Source organism: Sinorhizobium prairiense (genome assembly GCF_029201645.2).
GTDB lineage: Bacteria > Pseudomonadota > Alphaproteobacteria > Rhizobiales > Rhizobiaceae > Sinorhizobium > Sinorhizobium meliloti_A.
This window is the reverse complement of the sequence record NZ_CP104131.1, coordinates 1,936,349-1,952,404: the sequence shown is the minus strand read 5'-3', so window position 1 is coordinate 1,952,404 and position 16,056 is coordinate 1,936,349. Positions and strand designations below refer to the sequence as shown.

11 protein-coding genes and 2 pseudogenes are annotated in these 16,056 nt (G+C 63.1%); 7 read left to right on the top strand and 6 right to left on the bottom strand.

Annotation, left to right across the window (positions count from 1 at the left end; genetic code table 11):
• Nucleotides 1-74: 74 nt before the first annotated feature.
• The 4 genes and pseudogenes from N0Q91_RS12080 to N0Q91_RS12065 all read right to left on the bottom strand — a co-directional run bounded on the left by N0Q91_RS12080 (nt 75) and on the right by N0Q91_RS12065 (nt 2,857).
• On the bottom strand, nt 75-665 hold the full coding sequence (locus N0Q91_RS12080) for a glutathione S-transferase (protein WP_275596501.1): 591 nt from the start codon (nt 663-665) through the stop codon (nt 75-77).
• Between the two features lie 14 nt (nt 666-679).
• Nucleotides 680-1,438 carry a ribonuclease T2 family protein gene (locus N0Q91_RS12075; RefSeq protein WP_410177259.1) on the bottom strand — a complete coding sequence of 253 codons (759 nt, stop codon included), beginning with the start codon at nt 1,436-1,438 and terminating at the stop codon, nt 680-682.
• A 55-nt stretch (nt 1,439-1,493) separates the two neighbouring features.
• Complete coding sequence (locus tag N0Q91_RS12070) at nt 1,494-1,937, bottom strand: hypothetical protein (RefSeq protein WP_018094692.1); 444 nt, start codon at nt 1,935-1,937, stop codon at nt 1,494-1,496.
• Nucleotides 1,938-1,988: 51 nt separating this feature from the next.
• Nucleotides 1,989-2,857, bottom strand: a pseudogene (locus tag N0Q91_RS12065) (23S rRNA (adenine(2030)-N(6))-methyltransferase RlmJ).
• 68 nt (nt 2,858-2,925) lie between these two features.
• On the opposite strand from N0Q91_RS12065, the gene N0Q91_RS12060 reads away from it, so the two are divergent.
• The 4 genes and pseudogenes from N0Q91_RS12060 to N0Q91_RS12045 all read left to right on the top strand — a co-directional run bounded on the left by N0Q91_RS12060 (nt 2,926) and on the right by N0Q91_RS12045 (nt 9,909).
• Entirely contained in the window at nt 2,926-5,058 is a 2,133-nt protein-coding gene (locus N0Q91_RS12060) for a molybdopterin-containing oxidoreductase family protein (protein WP_275596499.1), read from the top strand.
• A gap of 165 nt (nt 5,059-5,223) precedes the next feature.
• Nucleotides 5,224-5,819, top strand: a pseudogene (locus tag N0Q91_RS12055) (NUDIX domain-containing protein).
• Between the two features lie 104 nt (nt 5,820-5,923).
• Nucleotides 5,924-8,530 carry a bifunctional lysylphosphatidylglycerol flippase/synthetase MprF gene (gene mprF, locus N0Q91_RS12050; protein ID WP_275596498.1) on the top strand — a complete coding sequence of 869 codons (2,607 nt, stop codon included), beginning with the start codon at nt 5,924-5,926 and terminating at the stop codon, nt 8,528-8,530.
• Nucleotides 8,527-9,909: a virulence factor gene (locus N0Q91_RS12045; protein WP_275596497.1), complete on the top strand. Its 1,383-nt coding sequence runs from the start codon at nt 8,527-8,529 to the stop codon at nt 9,907-9,909. The genes mprF and N0Q91_RS12045 overlap by 4 nt, the downstream gene beginning before the upstream one ends.
• A 10-nt stretch (nt 9,910-9,919) precedes the next feature.
• On the opposite strand, the gene purN is transcribed toward N0Q91_RS12045, so the two are convergent.
• Nucleotides 9,920-10,582, bottom strand: coding sequence for a phosphoribosylglycinamide formyltransferase (gene purN / locus N0Q91_RS12040; RefSeq protein ID WP_275596496.1), 663 nt, complete (start codon nt 10,580-10,582; stop codon nt 9,920-9,922).
• Nucleotides 10,579-11,649 carry a phosphoribosylformylglycinamidine cyclo-ligase gene (gene purM / locus N0Q91_RS12035; protein ID WP_018094699.1) on the bottom strand — a complete coding sequence of 357 codons (1,071 nt, stop codon included), beginning with the start codon at nt 11,647-11,649 and terminating at the stop codon, nt 10,579-10,581. The genes purN and purM overlap by 4 nt, the downstream gene beginning before the upstream one ends.
• A gap of 245 nt (nt 11,650-11,894) precedes the next feature.
• Between purM and N0Q91_RS12030 the strand changes: the two genes are divergently transcribed.
• The 3 genes from N0Q91_RS12030 to N0Q91_RS12020 all read left to right on the top strand — a co-directional run bounded on the left by N0Q91_RS12030 (nt 11,895) and on the right by N0Q91_RS12020 (nt 16,047).
• Entirely contained in the window at nt 11,895-13,010 is a 1,116-nt protein-coding gene (locus tag N0Q91_RS12030; RefSeq protein WP_275596495.1) for an AI-2E family transporter, read from the top strand.
• Between the two features lie 73 nt (nt 13,011-13,083).
• Nucleotides 13,084-13,773 carry a DnaA regulatory inactivator HdaA gene (gene hdaA / locus N0Q91_RS12025; protein WP_275596494.1) on the top strand — a complete coding sequence of 230 codons (690 nt, stop codon included), beginning with the start codon at nt 13,084-13,086 and terminating at the stop codon, nt 13,771-13,773.
• Nucleotides 13,774-13,836: 63 nt separating this feature from the next.
• Nucleotides 13,837-16,047, top strand: coding sequence for an RNA degradosome polyphosphate kinase (locus tag N0Q91_RS12020; RefSeq protein ID WP_018094702.1), 2,211 nt, complete (start codon nt 13,837-13,839; stop codon nt 16,045-16,047).
• Nucleotides 16,048-16,056: the final 9 nt, after the last annotated feature.

Genomic DNA, 16,056 nt, shown 5'->3' with positions numbered 1-16,056 from the left:
ACCCCGGTTGCGGGGAGAAGGTGGCCGGCAGGCCGGATGAGGGGCGATGCAAGCAAGAGCAAGCTTCGCGATGCTCAAGCCTTGAACTTCGAATAATCCGGGAAGTGCTTCTCGAATTTGGCAGGCCAGTTCTTGAGCTTGGGCCGGCCCTTCTGCCATTCGCCGGCGAAGCGCAGTTCGATGTAGCGCAGCGTGGCGGCGAGTGCGAAATGACCGGCATTGAGCTTCCCTCCGGTCTTGGGCAGGTTTGCTTCGAGGTAGTCGAGGCCCCGTTCCACCTTTTCCCATTGCCGGTCGATCCAGGGCTGGTGCACCTTTTCAGGCGGATGGAAGCGCTTCTCGTAGACGATCGCGAGCAGGCTGTCGCAAATGCCGTCGCAAAGTGCCTCGAAGATCTCGATCCGGGTACGCTTCTCGTGATTCTTCGGATAGAGCTTGCCCCCGGTTTCGCGATCGATGAAATGCATGATCGCGCGGCTGTCGTAGATTGCCAGGCCGTCGTCAGTGATCAGCGTCGGAATCTTTCCGAGCGGATTGTTGTCGATCAGCTGCGGCGGATTGGCATTGGTTTCCGTGAGAACGCTGTCCGCCGCGATTCCGGCATGATGAGCCGCCATGCGGACCTTGTTCGAATAGGGGGAGGCAGGCGAGTAGAGTATCTTCATGCGATGTCTTTCCATCATGGTGCTGGAGGCAACGAGACGGTGTCTCGTCTGCAGGCCTGTCGGTCGACTTGAGGGCAAGCCCTGAATTTCAGTTCCTTGTCGAAGCAGATCCTGATTTCTTCGAGTAACCTTCCTTCGCAGGTAACAGCGATCGACTCGCTCGTCATCCCGGAATTTTTCTTCTCGAAGGCCGCTTCGATCGCCTGGACGGAGAGGTTCTGCGCGCCGTCCGCAGCCGTCAATTCCGGAGGAATGGCGAGCCTCTCATGCGCGGCCCGCGTGACCGCGAAATAATCCCTCTGGCTGAGGCCGGAACAGGTGCCGTGCTTGCGCCACTGGTGGCCGATAAGGCCCATCGAGGGGATGAGATCGAAATATTGCCGTCCGAGTGATTCGGGCACGCGATCCGAGTGCCGCGTCCGGCAATATTCCGGATAGCTGCCTTCGTTCTGCGGCCAGAGCCCGTGTACGATCAGGCCATGCCCGCGGCCGGTTTCGCACTGGTCGGACTTGCCTTTCGGGTCGTTGGCGTCGCACCAGGTCGGCGACCAGGAGAGGGAAAGCACATAGAAGTCGAAACCCGTGCCGACGGGCACAGGCGCCATTGACGCACGTTTCGCCAAATCATTCGAGGCGTTCGGGGCAGTCTGGCTGCCTTCTTCACCGCTACAGCCGAGAAGCGTGCCAAGGACGACGATTGCCGGCAGCAGGCTGAAAGGCGTCGCATTCGATCGAGTTCGTGAGATGCGCGTCAGCTTTTCGTACCGATGCATGTCGTTGTCCCAAAACCGCTGCGCACTTTTGGGCGACATGCGTTAGGTGCTGCGATCACCGAAGCGAAGCGCAGTTGGCGCCGTAGACATACCATGGGTCGAGACCCCCGACGCAGAACTCGATATTGGACCCGACGCCGGCAAAGCCCCATGGCCGTTCGATCAGATACCACATCGGGCGCCGAACGCCGTCCGTGGTCACCGCGGTCGCGTAGCAATATTCGCGTTCCACCAGATGGGTGTAATCGCGCGGTTCGAAGCGGCTTTGACCCATTTCACGGATCTCGGCGATGGCGATGTTGGCGCGCAGATAGTTCGCCGCCTTGTAGTCGAAGCGCCGGGTGATGAAACCCAGGACGGAGGGGTTGCCGCAAACGCCGACGTCGTAGGTATGCCGGGCAACGGGAACTTCCGCAAAGTCTGCGGCGGCCGCGCTGCTGGTCACGCCGGCAACGAGGGAAAGCGAGGTGAGAAGCATTGCGGCAAGCTTGCAAGTCATGGCTACCTCCCTGAGTCGTCGTAAGAGATTGAAGCCACAGAACCTTATCCGTCAAGGCCCTCGATCGAGCGGCGCCTCGCCGCGCAGCCAGAAGCAACGCCCCGAAGCGAAACGATCCTGGGCGAGTTGTGTCTTCAGGTAGGGTAGGAGAATGTCGAGTTCACCTTTCAGCGTGAAGGGCGGGTTGACGATGACGAGGCCGGATCCGCGAGTTCCGTGGTAACGCGATCGCTGCGCACCGACAGTTCGGCGCAAAGCATCTTCGGGATTTCCAAAGCCTTGAGCGACTCATGAAAATCCCTGATCGGTGCGCCCTTCTTCAGCGGATACCAGAGGCAGTAGATGCCGCCGGTGAAGCGGCGGTATGCCTTGGCCAGTCCGTCCACCAGCCGCTCATACTCGCCTTCGGCTTCGAAGGGAGGATCGACGAGAACGAGCCCGCGCTTTTCCTTCGGCGGCAGATGTGCGCCCAGCGCCAGCCAGCCGTCGAGCCGGGTGATGCGGCTTTGGAAATCGCCTTCGAAGAGCCGGTGCAGCGCCTCGTGATCCTCCGGATGAAGTTCCATGGCCGACAGCCGGTCCTGCGGGCGAAACAACATGCGAGCGAGCTTCGGCGACCCCGGATAATGCATGAGGCCGCCCTCGGGATTGAGGTCGCGAACGGCGGAAAGATACGGTTCGAGAATGGCGGCGACCGGGGCGGGAAGCTCGGCCTCGATCAGCCTTCCGATGCCCTCGCGCCATTCGCCGGTCTTCTGCGCTTCCTCGCTTGAAAGGTCGTAAACGCCGATCCCCGCATGGGTGTCCAGCACTCGGAAGGCCTTGTCCTTCTGCTTCAGATAGGTGACGAGCCGTGCCAGCACCGCGTGCTTCAGGACATCGGCGAAGTTGCCCGCGTGGTAGATGTGCCGGTAGTTCATAAGCGTTGCCGATGGCCGCGATCAATTGTTTCGATGAATGGCGAATGGGGCTTTGAGCGTCCCTGGCCATGCCATATAGAAAAGCCATGAACGTTGCGACCCCTATCAGACAAGAAAAAACCATCGGCCATTCGGTCTGTCCGCACGACTGTCCCTCGGCTTGCGCTCTGGAGGTCGACCTCACCGCCGAGGGCCGGATCGGCCGCGTACGCGGCGCGGCGGAAAACACCTATACGGCGGGGGTGATCTGCGCCAAGGTCGCCCGCTATGCAGAGCGCATCTATCATCCTGGCCGGCTGATGGTGCCGCAACGCCGGCTCGGTGCGAAGGGCGAGGGGCGTTGGCAGGAGATTTCCTGGGAGACGGCCCTGGACGAGATCGCCAACCAGTTCGTCAAAGCCGAACAGAGGCACGGCTCGGAGGCGGTTTGGCCCTATTTCTATGCCGGCACGATGGGGCAGGTGCAGCGCGACTCCATCGAGCGGCTGCGCCACGCCAAGCGCTATTCCGGCTTCTTCGGGTCCATCTGCACCAACATGGCCTGGACCGGCTACACCATGGCGACCGGTACCCTGCGCGGACCGGACCCAAGAGAGATGGCCAAGTCCGATTGCGTCGTGATCTGGGGCACCAATGCGGTTGCGACGCAGGTCAATGTCATGACCCACGCGGTCAAGGCGCGAAAGGAGCGCGGCGCCAAGATCGTCGTCATCGACGTCTACGACAATCCGACTATCAAGCAGGCCGATATGGGGCTGGTCCTGAAGCCGGGCACCGACGCGGCGCTCGCCTGCGCCGTCATGCACGTCGCCTTCCGCGACGGTCATGCGGACCGCGCCTATATGGCTGAATTCGCCGACGATCCCGCGGGGCTCGAAGCGCATCTGAAGACGCGCGGACCGGAATGGGCTTCCGCGATCACCGGGCTTTCGGTGGAGGAGATCGAAGCTTTCGCGAGACTCGTCGGGACGACGGCGCGGACCTATTTCCGTCTCGGCTACGGCTTCACCCGCCAGCGCAACGGTTCCGTCGCGATCCATGCCGCAGCCTCCGTTGCCACGGTGCTCGGCTCCTGGAAGCACGAGGGCGGCGGTGCCTTCCATTCGAACAACGACATTTTCCGGCTGGACAAGCGCGAGCTCGTCGGCAGCACCCTTCACGATCCGGATGTGCGCATGCTCGACCAGTCGCAGATCGGCCGCGTGCTGACCGGAGACGCCGAGGCGCTTCGCAATCGCGGTCCCGTGACGGCATTGCTCATCCAGAACACCAATCCGGTCAATGTCGCGCCGGAGCAGCGGCTGGTGAAGCGCGGCTTTCTGCGCGACGACGTCTTCGTCGCCGTGCACGAGCAATTCATGACGGACACCGCGCAAGTCGCGGACATCGTCCTGCCGGCCACCATGTTCCTCGAGCACGACGACCTTTATCGCGGTGGCGGCCACCAGCATGTTCTGCTCGGGCCGAAAGTCGTCGAGCCGCCGCCGACCGTGCGCACCAATCTTTTCGTCATCGAAGAGCTGGCAAAGCGTCTCGGCGTCGCAGACTGTCCCGGCTTCGGGATGACGGAACGTCAGCATATCGATCGATTGCTCGCCAATTACGGCATCGGCTACGACGAGATGAAGGAACGGAAATGGCTCGATTGCCAGCCGGCTTTCGAGGAGGCGCATTTCCTCAACGGTTTCGCGCATCCGGACGGCAGGTTCCGCTTCAAGGCGGATTGGACCGGTACGCCCGCGCCGAACCGGCCACCGGAGGCGATGGGGGCTCAGGGGCCGCACGGTGAACTCCCCGAGTTCCCAGATCATGTCGACCTCATCGAGGTGGCCGACGAGCGGCATCCGTTCCGGCTGGCAACGTCGCCGGCGCGGTCCTTCCTCAATTCCACCTTTGCCGAAACCCCGTCCTCGATCCAGAAGGAAGGCCGGCCGGAAGTCATGATTCATGCGCAGGATGCGGCCGAACTCGGTATCGCCGAGGGCGACGTCGTCAGGCTTGGCAACGGGCGTGGTGAAATTCGCCTGCACGCGAAGATCGGAGGGGGTGCCCGTCGCGGCGTCGTCATCGCCGAAGGGCTTTGGCCCAATGGCGCCCACTTGGACGGGGAGGGGATCAACGTCTTGACCGGTGCCGATGCCGTGGCACCCTATGGCGGCGCTGCATTCCACGACAACCGGGTCTGGATGCGGCGGACCTGACCGCCGCTCTCCAGATCACGATGACTTTATGCCCCCTCATCTGCGGCGCGGGAAGAGTTCTTTCGGCCCAAGGACTTGGTCCGGCTGGATCCCTGTGACGAGCACAGGCGATCGAACAAGCGGCGGCGGGTAGCCCGAATCTCAACAGGCCTCGAAGGATTTCTTATGATCAAAAACGCAGACCCGCGCTTCCGGATCATCGATCGCAAGACGGTCTGGGATGGTTTCATCAATCTCGAGCAGATCACGATCGAGCAGGAAATGTCCGACGGCAGCACCGCGCGCCTCGTGCGTGAAGTCCACGACCACGGTCGCGCCGCAACGATCCTCCTCTTCGATCCGGAGCGGCAGGTGGTGGTTCTCGTCCGCCAGCTGCGCCTGCCGGTTTTCCTGCAGGGGAAAAGGGATATCTCCTCGAAGCGCCGGCGGGCCTCCTCGACGGCGAAGCGCCGGAAGTCGCCATTTGCCGCGAGGCGATGGAGGAAACCGGCTACCGCATCGAGACGGCTATGCATCTCTTCGATGCCTATATGAGCCCCGGCTCCATTACGGAGCGCACGAGCTTCTTCCTCGGTCTCATCGATATATCGAAGAAGGTCGCGGCGGGCGGCGGGCTTGCGCATGAAGGCGAGGACATCGAGGTGTTGGAAATTTCCTTCGACGAAGCCGTCGCGGGGATTGGCACCGGCGAGATCTGCGACGCGAAAACCATCATGCTTCTGCAGTGGGCTATGCTCAACCGTGCCTCTCTGGCCCAGTAATCGCCTGATACTCTGCAATATTCTACATTACCGATATTTCACTGTTTGATCGCGCTGCGCTGCGGTAAGTCCTTGTCGTCTCCTTCAACGACACGGGCGATCCAATGGCGTCCTCCTCTGAAGAGTTTGAAGAGAAAGACCAGCGGCCGCGGGGCGCATGGATGCTCTTTCTGAAGCGCAACCAGCGCTATCTCTCCGCGCTAGGCACACTCCTCGTGATCGCGTTCTTCGGGGCCGCGATATTTCACCTGACGGCCGAGGTGCAATATGACGATGTCGTGTCGGCGCTGTCGGAAACAAGCCGGCGATCGGTGGCAACGGCGATCCTGTTCACGGGCCTGAGCTTCCTCGCACTCACCTTCTATGACGTCAGCGCGCTCGACTACATCGAACGCAAGCTCCCTTATCCCGCCGTCGCGCTCACCGCCGCCTGCGCCTATGCGGTCGGCAACACGGCGGGCTTCGGTCCGCTGAGCGGCGGCGCAATCCGCTATCGGTCCTATTCGCGCCTTGGACTGGAACCGGAGGAGATCGCCCGTATCATCGCCTTCGTCACGCTCGCCTTCGGATTGGGGCTCGCGACGGTCACATGCCTGAGCCTGCTTGCCGTTGGCGAATACGTGGCGCCGTTGACCGGGATCGATGCGGCATGGCTGCGGGCAATCGCCGCCTTCGTCCTTGCCGGCTTGCTGGCGGTGCTGGTCGCCGCCCGCAGCGGTCGCGAGGTCCGCATCGGCCGCCTCGTCCTGCGTCTGCCGGACTCACGGACGTCTTCGTGCCAGTTCCTCGTGACGGCGCTCGATCTCGCTGCGTCGGCGAGCGTCCTCTATGTCCTTTTGCCCGCCGGAACGGTGGGCTGGCCCGCCTTCCTGGCGATCTACGCCGTGGCGGTCGGCCTCGGCGTGCTCAGCCACGTGCCGGCGGGGCTCGGCGTTTTTGAAGCGGTGATCGTTGCGAGCCTGGGCCGCGCAGGCGGCGTCGATGCGGTGCTCGGTGCACTCGTCCTCTACCGCGTCATCTACCACCTGTTGCCCTTGCTCATCGCCATCGTCGTCATGATCGGCATCGAACTCCGCCAGTTGGCGGGCCACCCGGCGGCCTCCAGCCTTCGCCGCGCCGGCGGCCGGATGACGCCGCTCTTGCTTGCCACGCTGGCGCTCGTCCTCGCCCTGATGCTGGTGCTCTCGGGCGTGACGCCGACCCCGGACGAGAACCTGGACTTTCTTGCGAATTACGTGCCCCTTCCGATCATTGAAGGGGCGCATTTCCTGGCGAGCCTGTTGGGTCTGGCGCTGTTCATCGTCGCGCGGGGGCTGGCGCTGCGTCTCGACGGCGCCTGGTGGGCATCGATCGGGATCGCGCTGGCCGCAACCCTGCTTTCCCTGGTGAAGGCGGTGGCGCTCGGGGAAGCCGGCATGCTCGCCTTCCTCCTTGTCGGGCTGCTCGCGAGTCGGCGGCTCTTCAACCGTCCCGCCTCGCTTTTCGGACAGGCGCTGACGCTGCCGTGGCTTACCGCGCTCGGCGTGATCTGTTTCGGCGCATTCGTCGTCCTGCTCTTCGTCTATCGCGACGTCGCATATAGCCATGAGCTCTGGTGGCAGTTCGAATTCTCCGCCGAGGCGCCGCGCGGGCTCCGCGCCCTTCTGGGAGTGACGATCGGCGCAAGTGCCGTAGCGACCTGGAGCCTGATGCGCCCGACCGCTGCGGCGGTTGCCCCCGCCTGCCGGCAGGAGATGGAACGGGCTATCGCCATCGTCGACGCGCAGGACATGTCCGATGCCAACCTCGTGCGCATGGGTGACAAGAGCATCATGTTCTCCGCCGACGGCCGGGCCTTCATCATGTATGGCCGCTGGGCGCGTTCCTGGATTGCGTTGTTCGATCCGGTCGGGTCCGTGGATGCCTGGCCGGACCTGATCTGGCAGTTCATCGAGGCGGCGCGCTCCAATGGTTGCCGGGCCGTCTTCTACCAGGTCTCGGCGCGCGGGCTTGCCCATTACGCGGATGCGGGCTTGCGAGCCTTCCGTCTCGGCGAACTTGCCGAGGTCGATCTCACGCGATTCGAGATGAAGGGCGGCAAGTGGGCAAACCTGCGCCAGCAGGTGAGCCGTGGCCTACGCGACGGGCTGGAGTTTTCGGTCGTCGCGCCTGCGGAGGTATCGGCGATCCTTCCGGAGCTCGAGGCCGTTTCCGATGCTTGGCTCGCCCACCACAATGCGCGGGAAAAGGGCTTTTCCCTCGGCGCCTTCGATCCGCGATATCTGACGGCGCAGCCTGTTGCGATCCTCAAATGGCAGGGTCGCATCGTGGCCTTCTCCAATATTCTGATCACCGGCACGAAGGAGGAGGGCTCGGTCGACCTCATGCGTTTCTCGCCCGAGGCGCCGAAAGGGGCGATGGATTTCCTGTTCGCGCAACTGATGGAATATCTGAAGAACGAAGGCTATCGGCGTTTCAATCTCGGAATGGCACCGCTGTCGGGAATGTCGGAGCGCCGGCTGGCGCCCGTATGGGACCGCGCCGGCCGGGCATTTTACGAGCACGGCGAGCGCTTCTACAACTTCAAGGGACTGCGTGCCTTCAAGTCCAAGTTTCACCCGCAGTGGCAACCGCGCTACCTGGTGGCGAGCGGCGGCTTCAACCCGATCCTGGCGCTGATGGATGCGACATTCCTGATCGGCGGCGGTCTGAAGGGAGTGATCGGGAAATGACCCCCATTAAAAGGATATTGAAGCATGCAGCCCTGGCGGCCCTGATTGCCGGCACTGCATCCCTTCCGTCTTTTGCCGAAGACGCGGCAAAGTTCGACACCGGCATGATCCCCGCACCGCACATCCTGTTCCCGAAAGAGGCGCCTTCCGGCGCCGTGGTGCTGCTTTCGGACGCCGGCGGCTGGACTGAGAGGGAGGATGCCGTGGCCCGAAAGCTTTCGAGCGAGAAAGCGCTCGTCATCGGCATCGACCTCAAGGCCTATCTGGCAGCCCTTGCCAGGGATGACGGGGACTGCGTCTACACCGTTTCGGACATCGAATCCTTGAGTCAGCAGGTGCAGCGCGCGGCCGGCAGCGGCGCCTATCGGCCGCCGATCGTCGCCGGCGTCGGCGCCGGCGGCGCCATGGCGCTGGCAATCGCCGCACAGTCGCCCGCAGCGACCATCGGCCGGACGCTCGCGGTCGATCCCGAAGAGGGTATCGCCCTGACGAAGCAGCTCTGCACTCCGGCCGAAAAAATTCGAAAAGGCGACCGCATGGTCTATGGCCTGACCGATGGCGCCTTACCCGACCCGGTAACCGTAATCTCTTCGCCGTCTGCGTCGCCCGCCGGGCGCGAGCACGTCGCCGCTCTCGCAGCCAAGCATCCGGACGTCGAAATCCAGGCGAGCGACGAAGACGTCTATGCCGCACTCTCCGGCACGCTCGCCGGGTACATCCAGCAGGAGGACGACGGGGACAACCCGTTCGGGCTCCCCCTGACCGTTCTCGATGCGAAGCCAACGCGCGATACCATGGCGGTGATCTATTCCGGCGACGGCGGCTGGCGCGACATCGACAAGGAGGTCGGCAATGCCCTGCAGCAGCAGGGCGTGCCCGTCGTCGGGGTGGATTCGCTGCGCTATTTCTGGTCGGAGCGCCAGCCGCAGGCGACGGCGGACGATCTCGCCCGTGTCATCACCTATTACGGCAAGCGGTGGAACGTCCGTAACGTAGTGCTGATCGGCTATTCCTTCGGCGCCGACATCCTGCCGCGCACATACAACCTGCTTGCGCCCGCGACCCGCGCACGCATACGGCAGGTCACGCTCATGGCACTGTCGCATCGCGCCGACTACAAGATCTCCGTCCTCGGCTGGCTCGGCGCCGATGGGGAGGGGAATGCCGGCGACCCGGTCGACGACATCAAGGCGATCGAGCCGCCACTCGTTCAGTGCATCTACGGCACCGACGAGGAGGACGACGCTTGCCCGGATCTGAAATCCTCCGGTATCGAGGTGGTTCCCATCGAGGGAGGCCATCATTTCGATGGCGATTATGCCGCTTTAACACGACGCGTGCTTGATGCGCTCGACCGGCGGCTGGCGATGGGAAGATGACCCGCTTGCGTCAGATGACGGGGGAAATGAGCGTACCCGTTGCCTCGCCGACGGCATGGCTGACCACCCGGCCGGCTTCCATCCGCACCTTGCCTTCAGCCACGAGCCGAAGCGCCATCGGATAGGTCTTGTGCTCGACGGTAAGGACGCGGGCGGCGAGGGTATCCGCCGTGTCGCCGGAAACGACCGGTACGGCCGCCTGGGCGACGATCGGCCCGTCGTCCATACCCTCCGTCACGAAGTGCACGGTGCAGCCTGCGATCCTCATCCCGGCGTCGATCGCCCTGCGGTGCGTGTGGAGCCCTGGGAAGAGCGGAAGCAGTGACGGGTGGATGTTGAGGATCCGGCCCTCGTAGCGCTGGATGAAGGCCGCAGAAAGAAGGCGCATATAGCCCGCGAGACAGATCACGTCCGGCTGGAGGCGGTCGAGCTCGGCCAGGATTGCTCCCTCGTGCGCTTCCTTGCTCGCAAAATCCTTGCGAACGAAGGCGAAGGTCGGAATGCCGAGCCCGGCCGCCTTGTCGAGGCCACCTGCATCCGCCTTGTCGGCGATCACCGCAATGATCTCGGCCGGAAAATCCGGCGCGGCGGCAGCCTTCGCCAGCGCGATCATGTTGGAGCCGCCGCCGGAAATGAACACGACGACCTTCTTCTTGCCGGTCATCAAGCTCATATGGCGAGATTGCCCTTGTAGATCGTGCCGGGTGTGCCCTCGGCGCGTGCGACCATGCGGCCGAGCGTGAAGACCGTTTCGCCTTCGCCGGCAAGCACGGCCGCAACTTTTTCCGCTTCGCTCGCCGGAACCACGGCGATCATGCCGACGCCGCAATTGAAGGTGCGCAGCATCTCGTTGGCGGCAACACCGCCGGTCTTTGCGAGCCACGAGAAGACGGCCGGCGGCTTGATGGCGCCGAGGTCGATCTCGGCGGCAAGATGCTTCGGCAGCACCCGCGGAATATTCTCGGGGAAGCCGCCGCCGGTGATGTGGGCCAGTGCCTTGATCGCACCCGTCCCGCGGATCGCCTTCAAGAGCGGTTTCACATAGATGCGCGTCGGAGTCATCAGGAGGTCGGCGAGGGTGCCTTCGCCGAAAGGTGCCGGAGCATCCCAGGCAAGACCCGAGAGCGAAACGATCTTGCGCACTAGCGAATAGCCGTTCGAGTGCACGCCCGAGGAGGCAAGCCCGAGGATGACGTCGCCTTCGGCGATGTCGCCGGCAGGCAGAAGCTGCCCGCGCTCGGCCGCGCCGACGGCAAAGCCGGCAAGATCGTAGTCGCCGCCGGAATACATGCCCGGCATCTCGGCCGTCTCGCCGCCGATCAACGCGCAGCCGGCCTCGCGGCAGCCGGCGGCAATTCCCGCGACAATCGCGGCGCCCTGGTCGGGATCGAGCTTGCCGGTCGCGAAGTAGTCGAGGAAGAACAGCGGTTCGGCGCCCTGCACCACGAGATCGTTCACGCACATGGCGACGAGGTCGATGCCGACCGTGTCGTGCTTGTCGGCGTCGATCGCGATCTTGAGCTTCGTGCCGACGCCGTCATTGGCGGCGACGAGGACCGGATCGCTGAAACCGGCGGCCTTCAGGTCGAAAAGGCCGCCGAACCCGCCGATCTCGCCATCGGCGCCGGGGCGCCGGGTCGAGCGGACATGCGGCTTGATCTTCTCGACCAGCAGGTTGCCGGCATCGATATCGACACCTGCGTCGCTGTAGGTGAGGCCGTTCTTTCCCGACTGGCTCATGCTCGCTCTCCAAGGATCGTCGCTGATTGCGGATGCGATTGGCACGGAGAAGCGAGGAGTGCAAGCGCAGAGGCGCGCCCGATCCTGCTTTTTTCGTGAATCTGCCTGTGGTCAGCGCCTTCTGCCGGTCACAGGCCGTTTGTCCCGTGAGCGCCGCCGGACTTGACCTTGGCGCGCCCCAAGCCCTATCTCGTGCGAACGAACGACGCGGAAGGTGCGGTGTGCCGCGCGCAACGGGGGCCGTCATGGGCGATCGGGTCAGCAGTATGGGACTTCAGCGCCAGATCTTTTTCTGGCTGCTGGTGCTTGTCGGCTTCATTGCCTTCCTGCTGGTGTTCAGCTCCATCCTTCTGCCCTTTCTCGCCGGCATGGCGCTCGCCTATTTTCTCGATCCTGTCGCCGATCGCCTGGAGCGGCTCGGTCTGAGCCGGCTGATGGCGACGATCGCCATCCTGGTCGCCTTCGTCGTCGTGCTGGCGCTGTCGCTGATGATCATCGTTCCGCTGGTCGTCACGCAGGCTGCCGAATTCATTCAGAAAATGCCGGGTTACATCACCAGGCTTCAGGAGTTCCTGACCGACAGCCAGTCGACGCTGTTGCCGGACTGGCTCGCCGGCCAGATGACGACCATCAAGGAGAACTCGGCCAAGCTCTTGGAGCAAGGCGCAAGCTTCCTCGGCACGCTGTTCCAGCAGATCTGGAACTCCGGCCTGGCACTTCTCAATATCCTGTCCCTATTCGTCATCACCCCCGTCGTCGCCTTCTATCTGCTGCTCGACTGGGACCGTATGGTCGACAGGGTCGACAGCTGGATACCGCGCGATTACGTCGAGGTCGTGCGGCAGATCGCTCGCGACATGAATACGACCATTGCCGGGTTTGTACGCGGCCAGGGCTCTCTCTGCGTGATCCTCGGCCTTTACTACGGGATCGGGCTGAGCATGGTCGGCCTCAATTTCGGCCTCCTGATCGGCCTCTTCGCCGGCATGATCAGTTTCATCCCCTATGTGGGATCGCTGGTCGGTCTCGTGCTTGCGCTCGGCGTCGCGCTCGTTCAGTTCTGGCCGGACTATGTCTGGATCCTTGTGGTTCTCGCCGTTTTCTTCAGCGGCCAGTTTCTCGAAGGCAATATTCTGCAGCCGAAACTGGTCGGCAAAAGCGTCGGGCTGCACCCGGTCTGGCTGATGTTCGCCCTGCTTGCGTTCGGCGCGCTCTTCGGCTTCGTCGGCCTGCTCGTGGCGGTGCCCGCGGCGGCCGCGATCGGTGTGCTTGTCCGCTTCGGCATCCAGCGGTACCTTGATAGCGATCTCTATCACGGGCATAGAACAGCCGTTCACAAGGAGCCGGAGAGCCACGGCTAGAGCACTTCCAGTGCATAGCGGTTTTCCGTGCGGACGTGCGTAGCTGCAAAAGGTGAATGCTCACGGGTAATGCATGAAGAGACATCTGTCCGAACAATTGCCTTTGGTCTTCGGCCATGCGCCCGCAAACGGTCGCGACGACCTGCTCGTCTCGGACCGGTTGAGCGCGGCCATTTCCATCGTCGATCACTGGCCCGTCTGGCCGTCGCCGGTGGTCATCATTTGCGGGCCGGTCGGTTCCGGCAAATCGCATCTTGCGGGCATCTGGCGCGAAAAGGCGAGGGCGGAGCCGATACATCCCTTCGCCGGCTCGAACGCTGCCGATATCGCCGCGGAAAAGCCGGTCCTGTTCGAGGATGCCGACCGCCAGGGCTTCGACGATACGGCTCTCTTCCATGTCATCAACAGCGTGCGACAGAACGGTACGGCGCTTTTGATGACGTCTCGGCTATGGCCGATGTCATGGCCGGTGCGGCTTCCCGACCTCAAGTCGCGCCTCAAGGCTGCCACCGTGGTCGAAATCGGCGAGCCCGACGACGAATTGCTCGGGCAGGTGCTCACCAAGCTTTTTGCCGACCGCCAGCTCCTCGTGGACGAGCGCCTGGTCGGCTACGTCGTCGCGCGCATGGAACGCTCGCTGGAGGCGGCGCAGACCATCGTCGAGCGGATAGACCATCTGGCGCTGGCGCGTGGAACGCGGCCGACCCGTGCGCTCGCCGCGGAAGTTTTGGAAGAGCTTGCAAATACAAGCCTCTCCGATTGACTGTCACAGTTCCGTCGTCAAACTGGGGTAGCTCGTCGTTCGGAGTAATGGGGCTTTACAGGCATGGACAGCGCAACGTCTGCAATCACGGAACACGAGGCATCTGCTGAGCAGAAGCGTGAGGCGCCGGCCGAAGCGCTGGACCTTCTCAAGAGCCCCGAGCGCTTCGTCAACCGCGAGTTCTCCTGGCTTCAGTTCAACCGCCGGGTCCTTGAGGAGACGCTGAACACGGCGCACCCCCTTCTGGAGCGCGTCCGTTTTCTGTCGATCTCCGCCGCCAATCTCGATGAATTCTTCATGGTTCGCGTCGCGGGTCTGGAGGGCCAGGTCCGTTCCGGGCTTTCGCTGCGTAGCCCGGACGGCCTGACGCCGGCGGAAACGCTCGAGAGCATTCTGACGGAAGTCGACAATCTGCAGATGGAGCAGCAGGCATCGCTTGCCGTCCTGCAGCAATATCTCGCCAAGGAAGATATCCTCATCGTCCGTCCGGCTTCGCTTTCCGCGCAGGATCGCAGCTGGCTCGCGAACGAATTCGACCAGGCGATCTTCCCCGTGTTGACGCCGCTCTCGATCGATCCGGCGCACCCGTTCCCGTTCATTCCGAATCTCGGCTTCTCCATCGGCCTGCAGCTCGTCAGCAAGACCGGGCGCGATCCGATGACGGCACTGCTGCGCCTGCCGGTGGCGCTCGATCGCTTCATTCGCCTGCCGGATGTCAAGAACGTCATCCGCTACATCACCCTCGAAGATGTCGTCAGCCAGTTCATCGACCGGCTTTTCCCGGGCTACGAGGTGAAAGGGTCGGGCACGTTCCGCATCATTCGAGACAGCGATATCGAAGTCGAGGAGGAAGCCGAAGATCTCGTGCGTCTTTTCGAGACCGCCCTCAAGCGCCGCCGTCGCGGCTCGGTGATCCGCATCGAGACCGATTCGGAGATGCCGGCTTCGCTGCGCCAGTTCGTCGTGCAGGAGCTCGGCGTCCCGGAAAATCGCGTCGCGGTACTGCCGGGCCTGCTGGCGCTGAACACGCTTTCGGAGATCACCAAGGCGCCGCGCGAGGACCTGCGATTCGAGCCCTACAATCCGCGCTTCCCGGAGCGTGTGCGCGAACATGCGGGCGACTGTCTTGCCGCCATCCGTGAAAAGGACATGGTGGTCCACCACCCCTACGAATCCTTCGATGTCGTCGTGCAGTTCCTGCTGCAGGCTGCGCGCGATCCGGACGTGCTCGCGATCAAACAGACGCTTTACCGAACCTCGAACGACAGCCCGATCGTGCGCGCGCTGATCGATGCCGCCGAGGCCGGCAAGTCGGTGACGGCGCTTGTCGAGCTCAAGGCGCGGTTCGACGAGGAGGCGAATATCCGCTGGGCGCGCGACCTCGAGCGCGCCGGCGTCCAGGTGGTTTTCGGCTTCATCGAGTTGAAGACCCACGCCAAGATGTCGATGGTCGTGCGCCGTGAGGAGGGCAAGCTCAGGACCTATTGCCATCTCGGCACCGGAAACTACCACCCGGTCACGGCGAAAATCTATACCGACCTGTCGTTCTTCACCTGCAACCCGGTGATCGCTCACGACATGGCGAACATCTTCAACTTCATCACCGGCTACGGCGAGCCTGAAGGGGGCATGAAACTCGCAGTGTCACCGCATACGCTGCGTCCGCGCATCCTCAAGCACATCGAGGAGGAGATCGTCCACGCGCAAGCCGGGCGGCCGGCGTCGATCTGGATGAAGATGAACTCCCTGGTGGACCCGGAAATCATCGATGCGCTCTACAAGGCAAGCTGCGCAGGCGTCGAGATCGATCTCGTCGTGCGCGGCATCTGCTGCCTCAGGCCGCAGGTGCCCGGGCTCTCCGACAACATCCGCGTCAAGTCCATCGTCGGTCGCTTCCTGGAGCATTCAAGAATTTTCTGCTTCGGCAACGGACATGGACTTCCATCGGAGAATGCGCTTGTCTATATCGGCTCGGCGGATATGATGCCGCGCAATCTGGATAGGCGGGTGGAGACGCTCGTTCCTCTCATCAACCGCACTGTGCACGAACAGGTTCTTTCGCAGATCATGCTGGGCAATCTCATCGACAACCAGCAGAGCTACGAGATTCTTCCGGACGGCACCTCGCGCCGCATGGAAGTCGGCAAGGACGCCGAGCCGTTCAACGCTCAGCATTATTTCATGACCAATCCGAGCCTTTCGGGCCGGGGTGAGGCTCTGAAATCCAGTGCACCGAAGCTGATCGCCGGCTGGAAGAGCGGCTGGCACAAGTAAACTGGAATT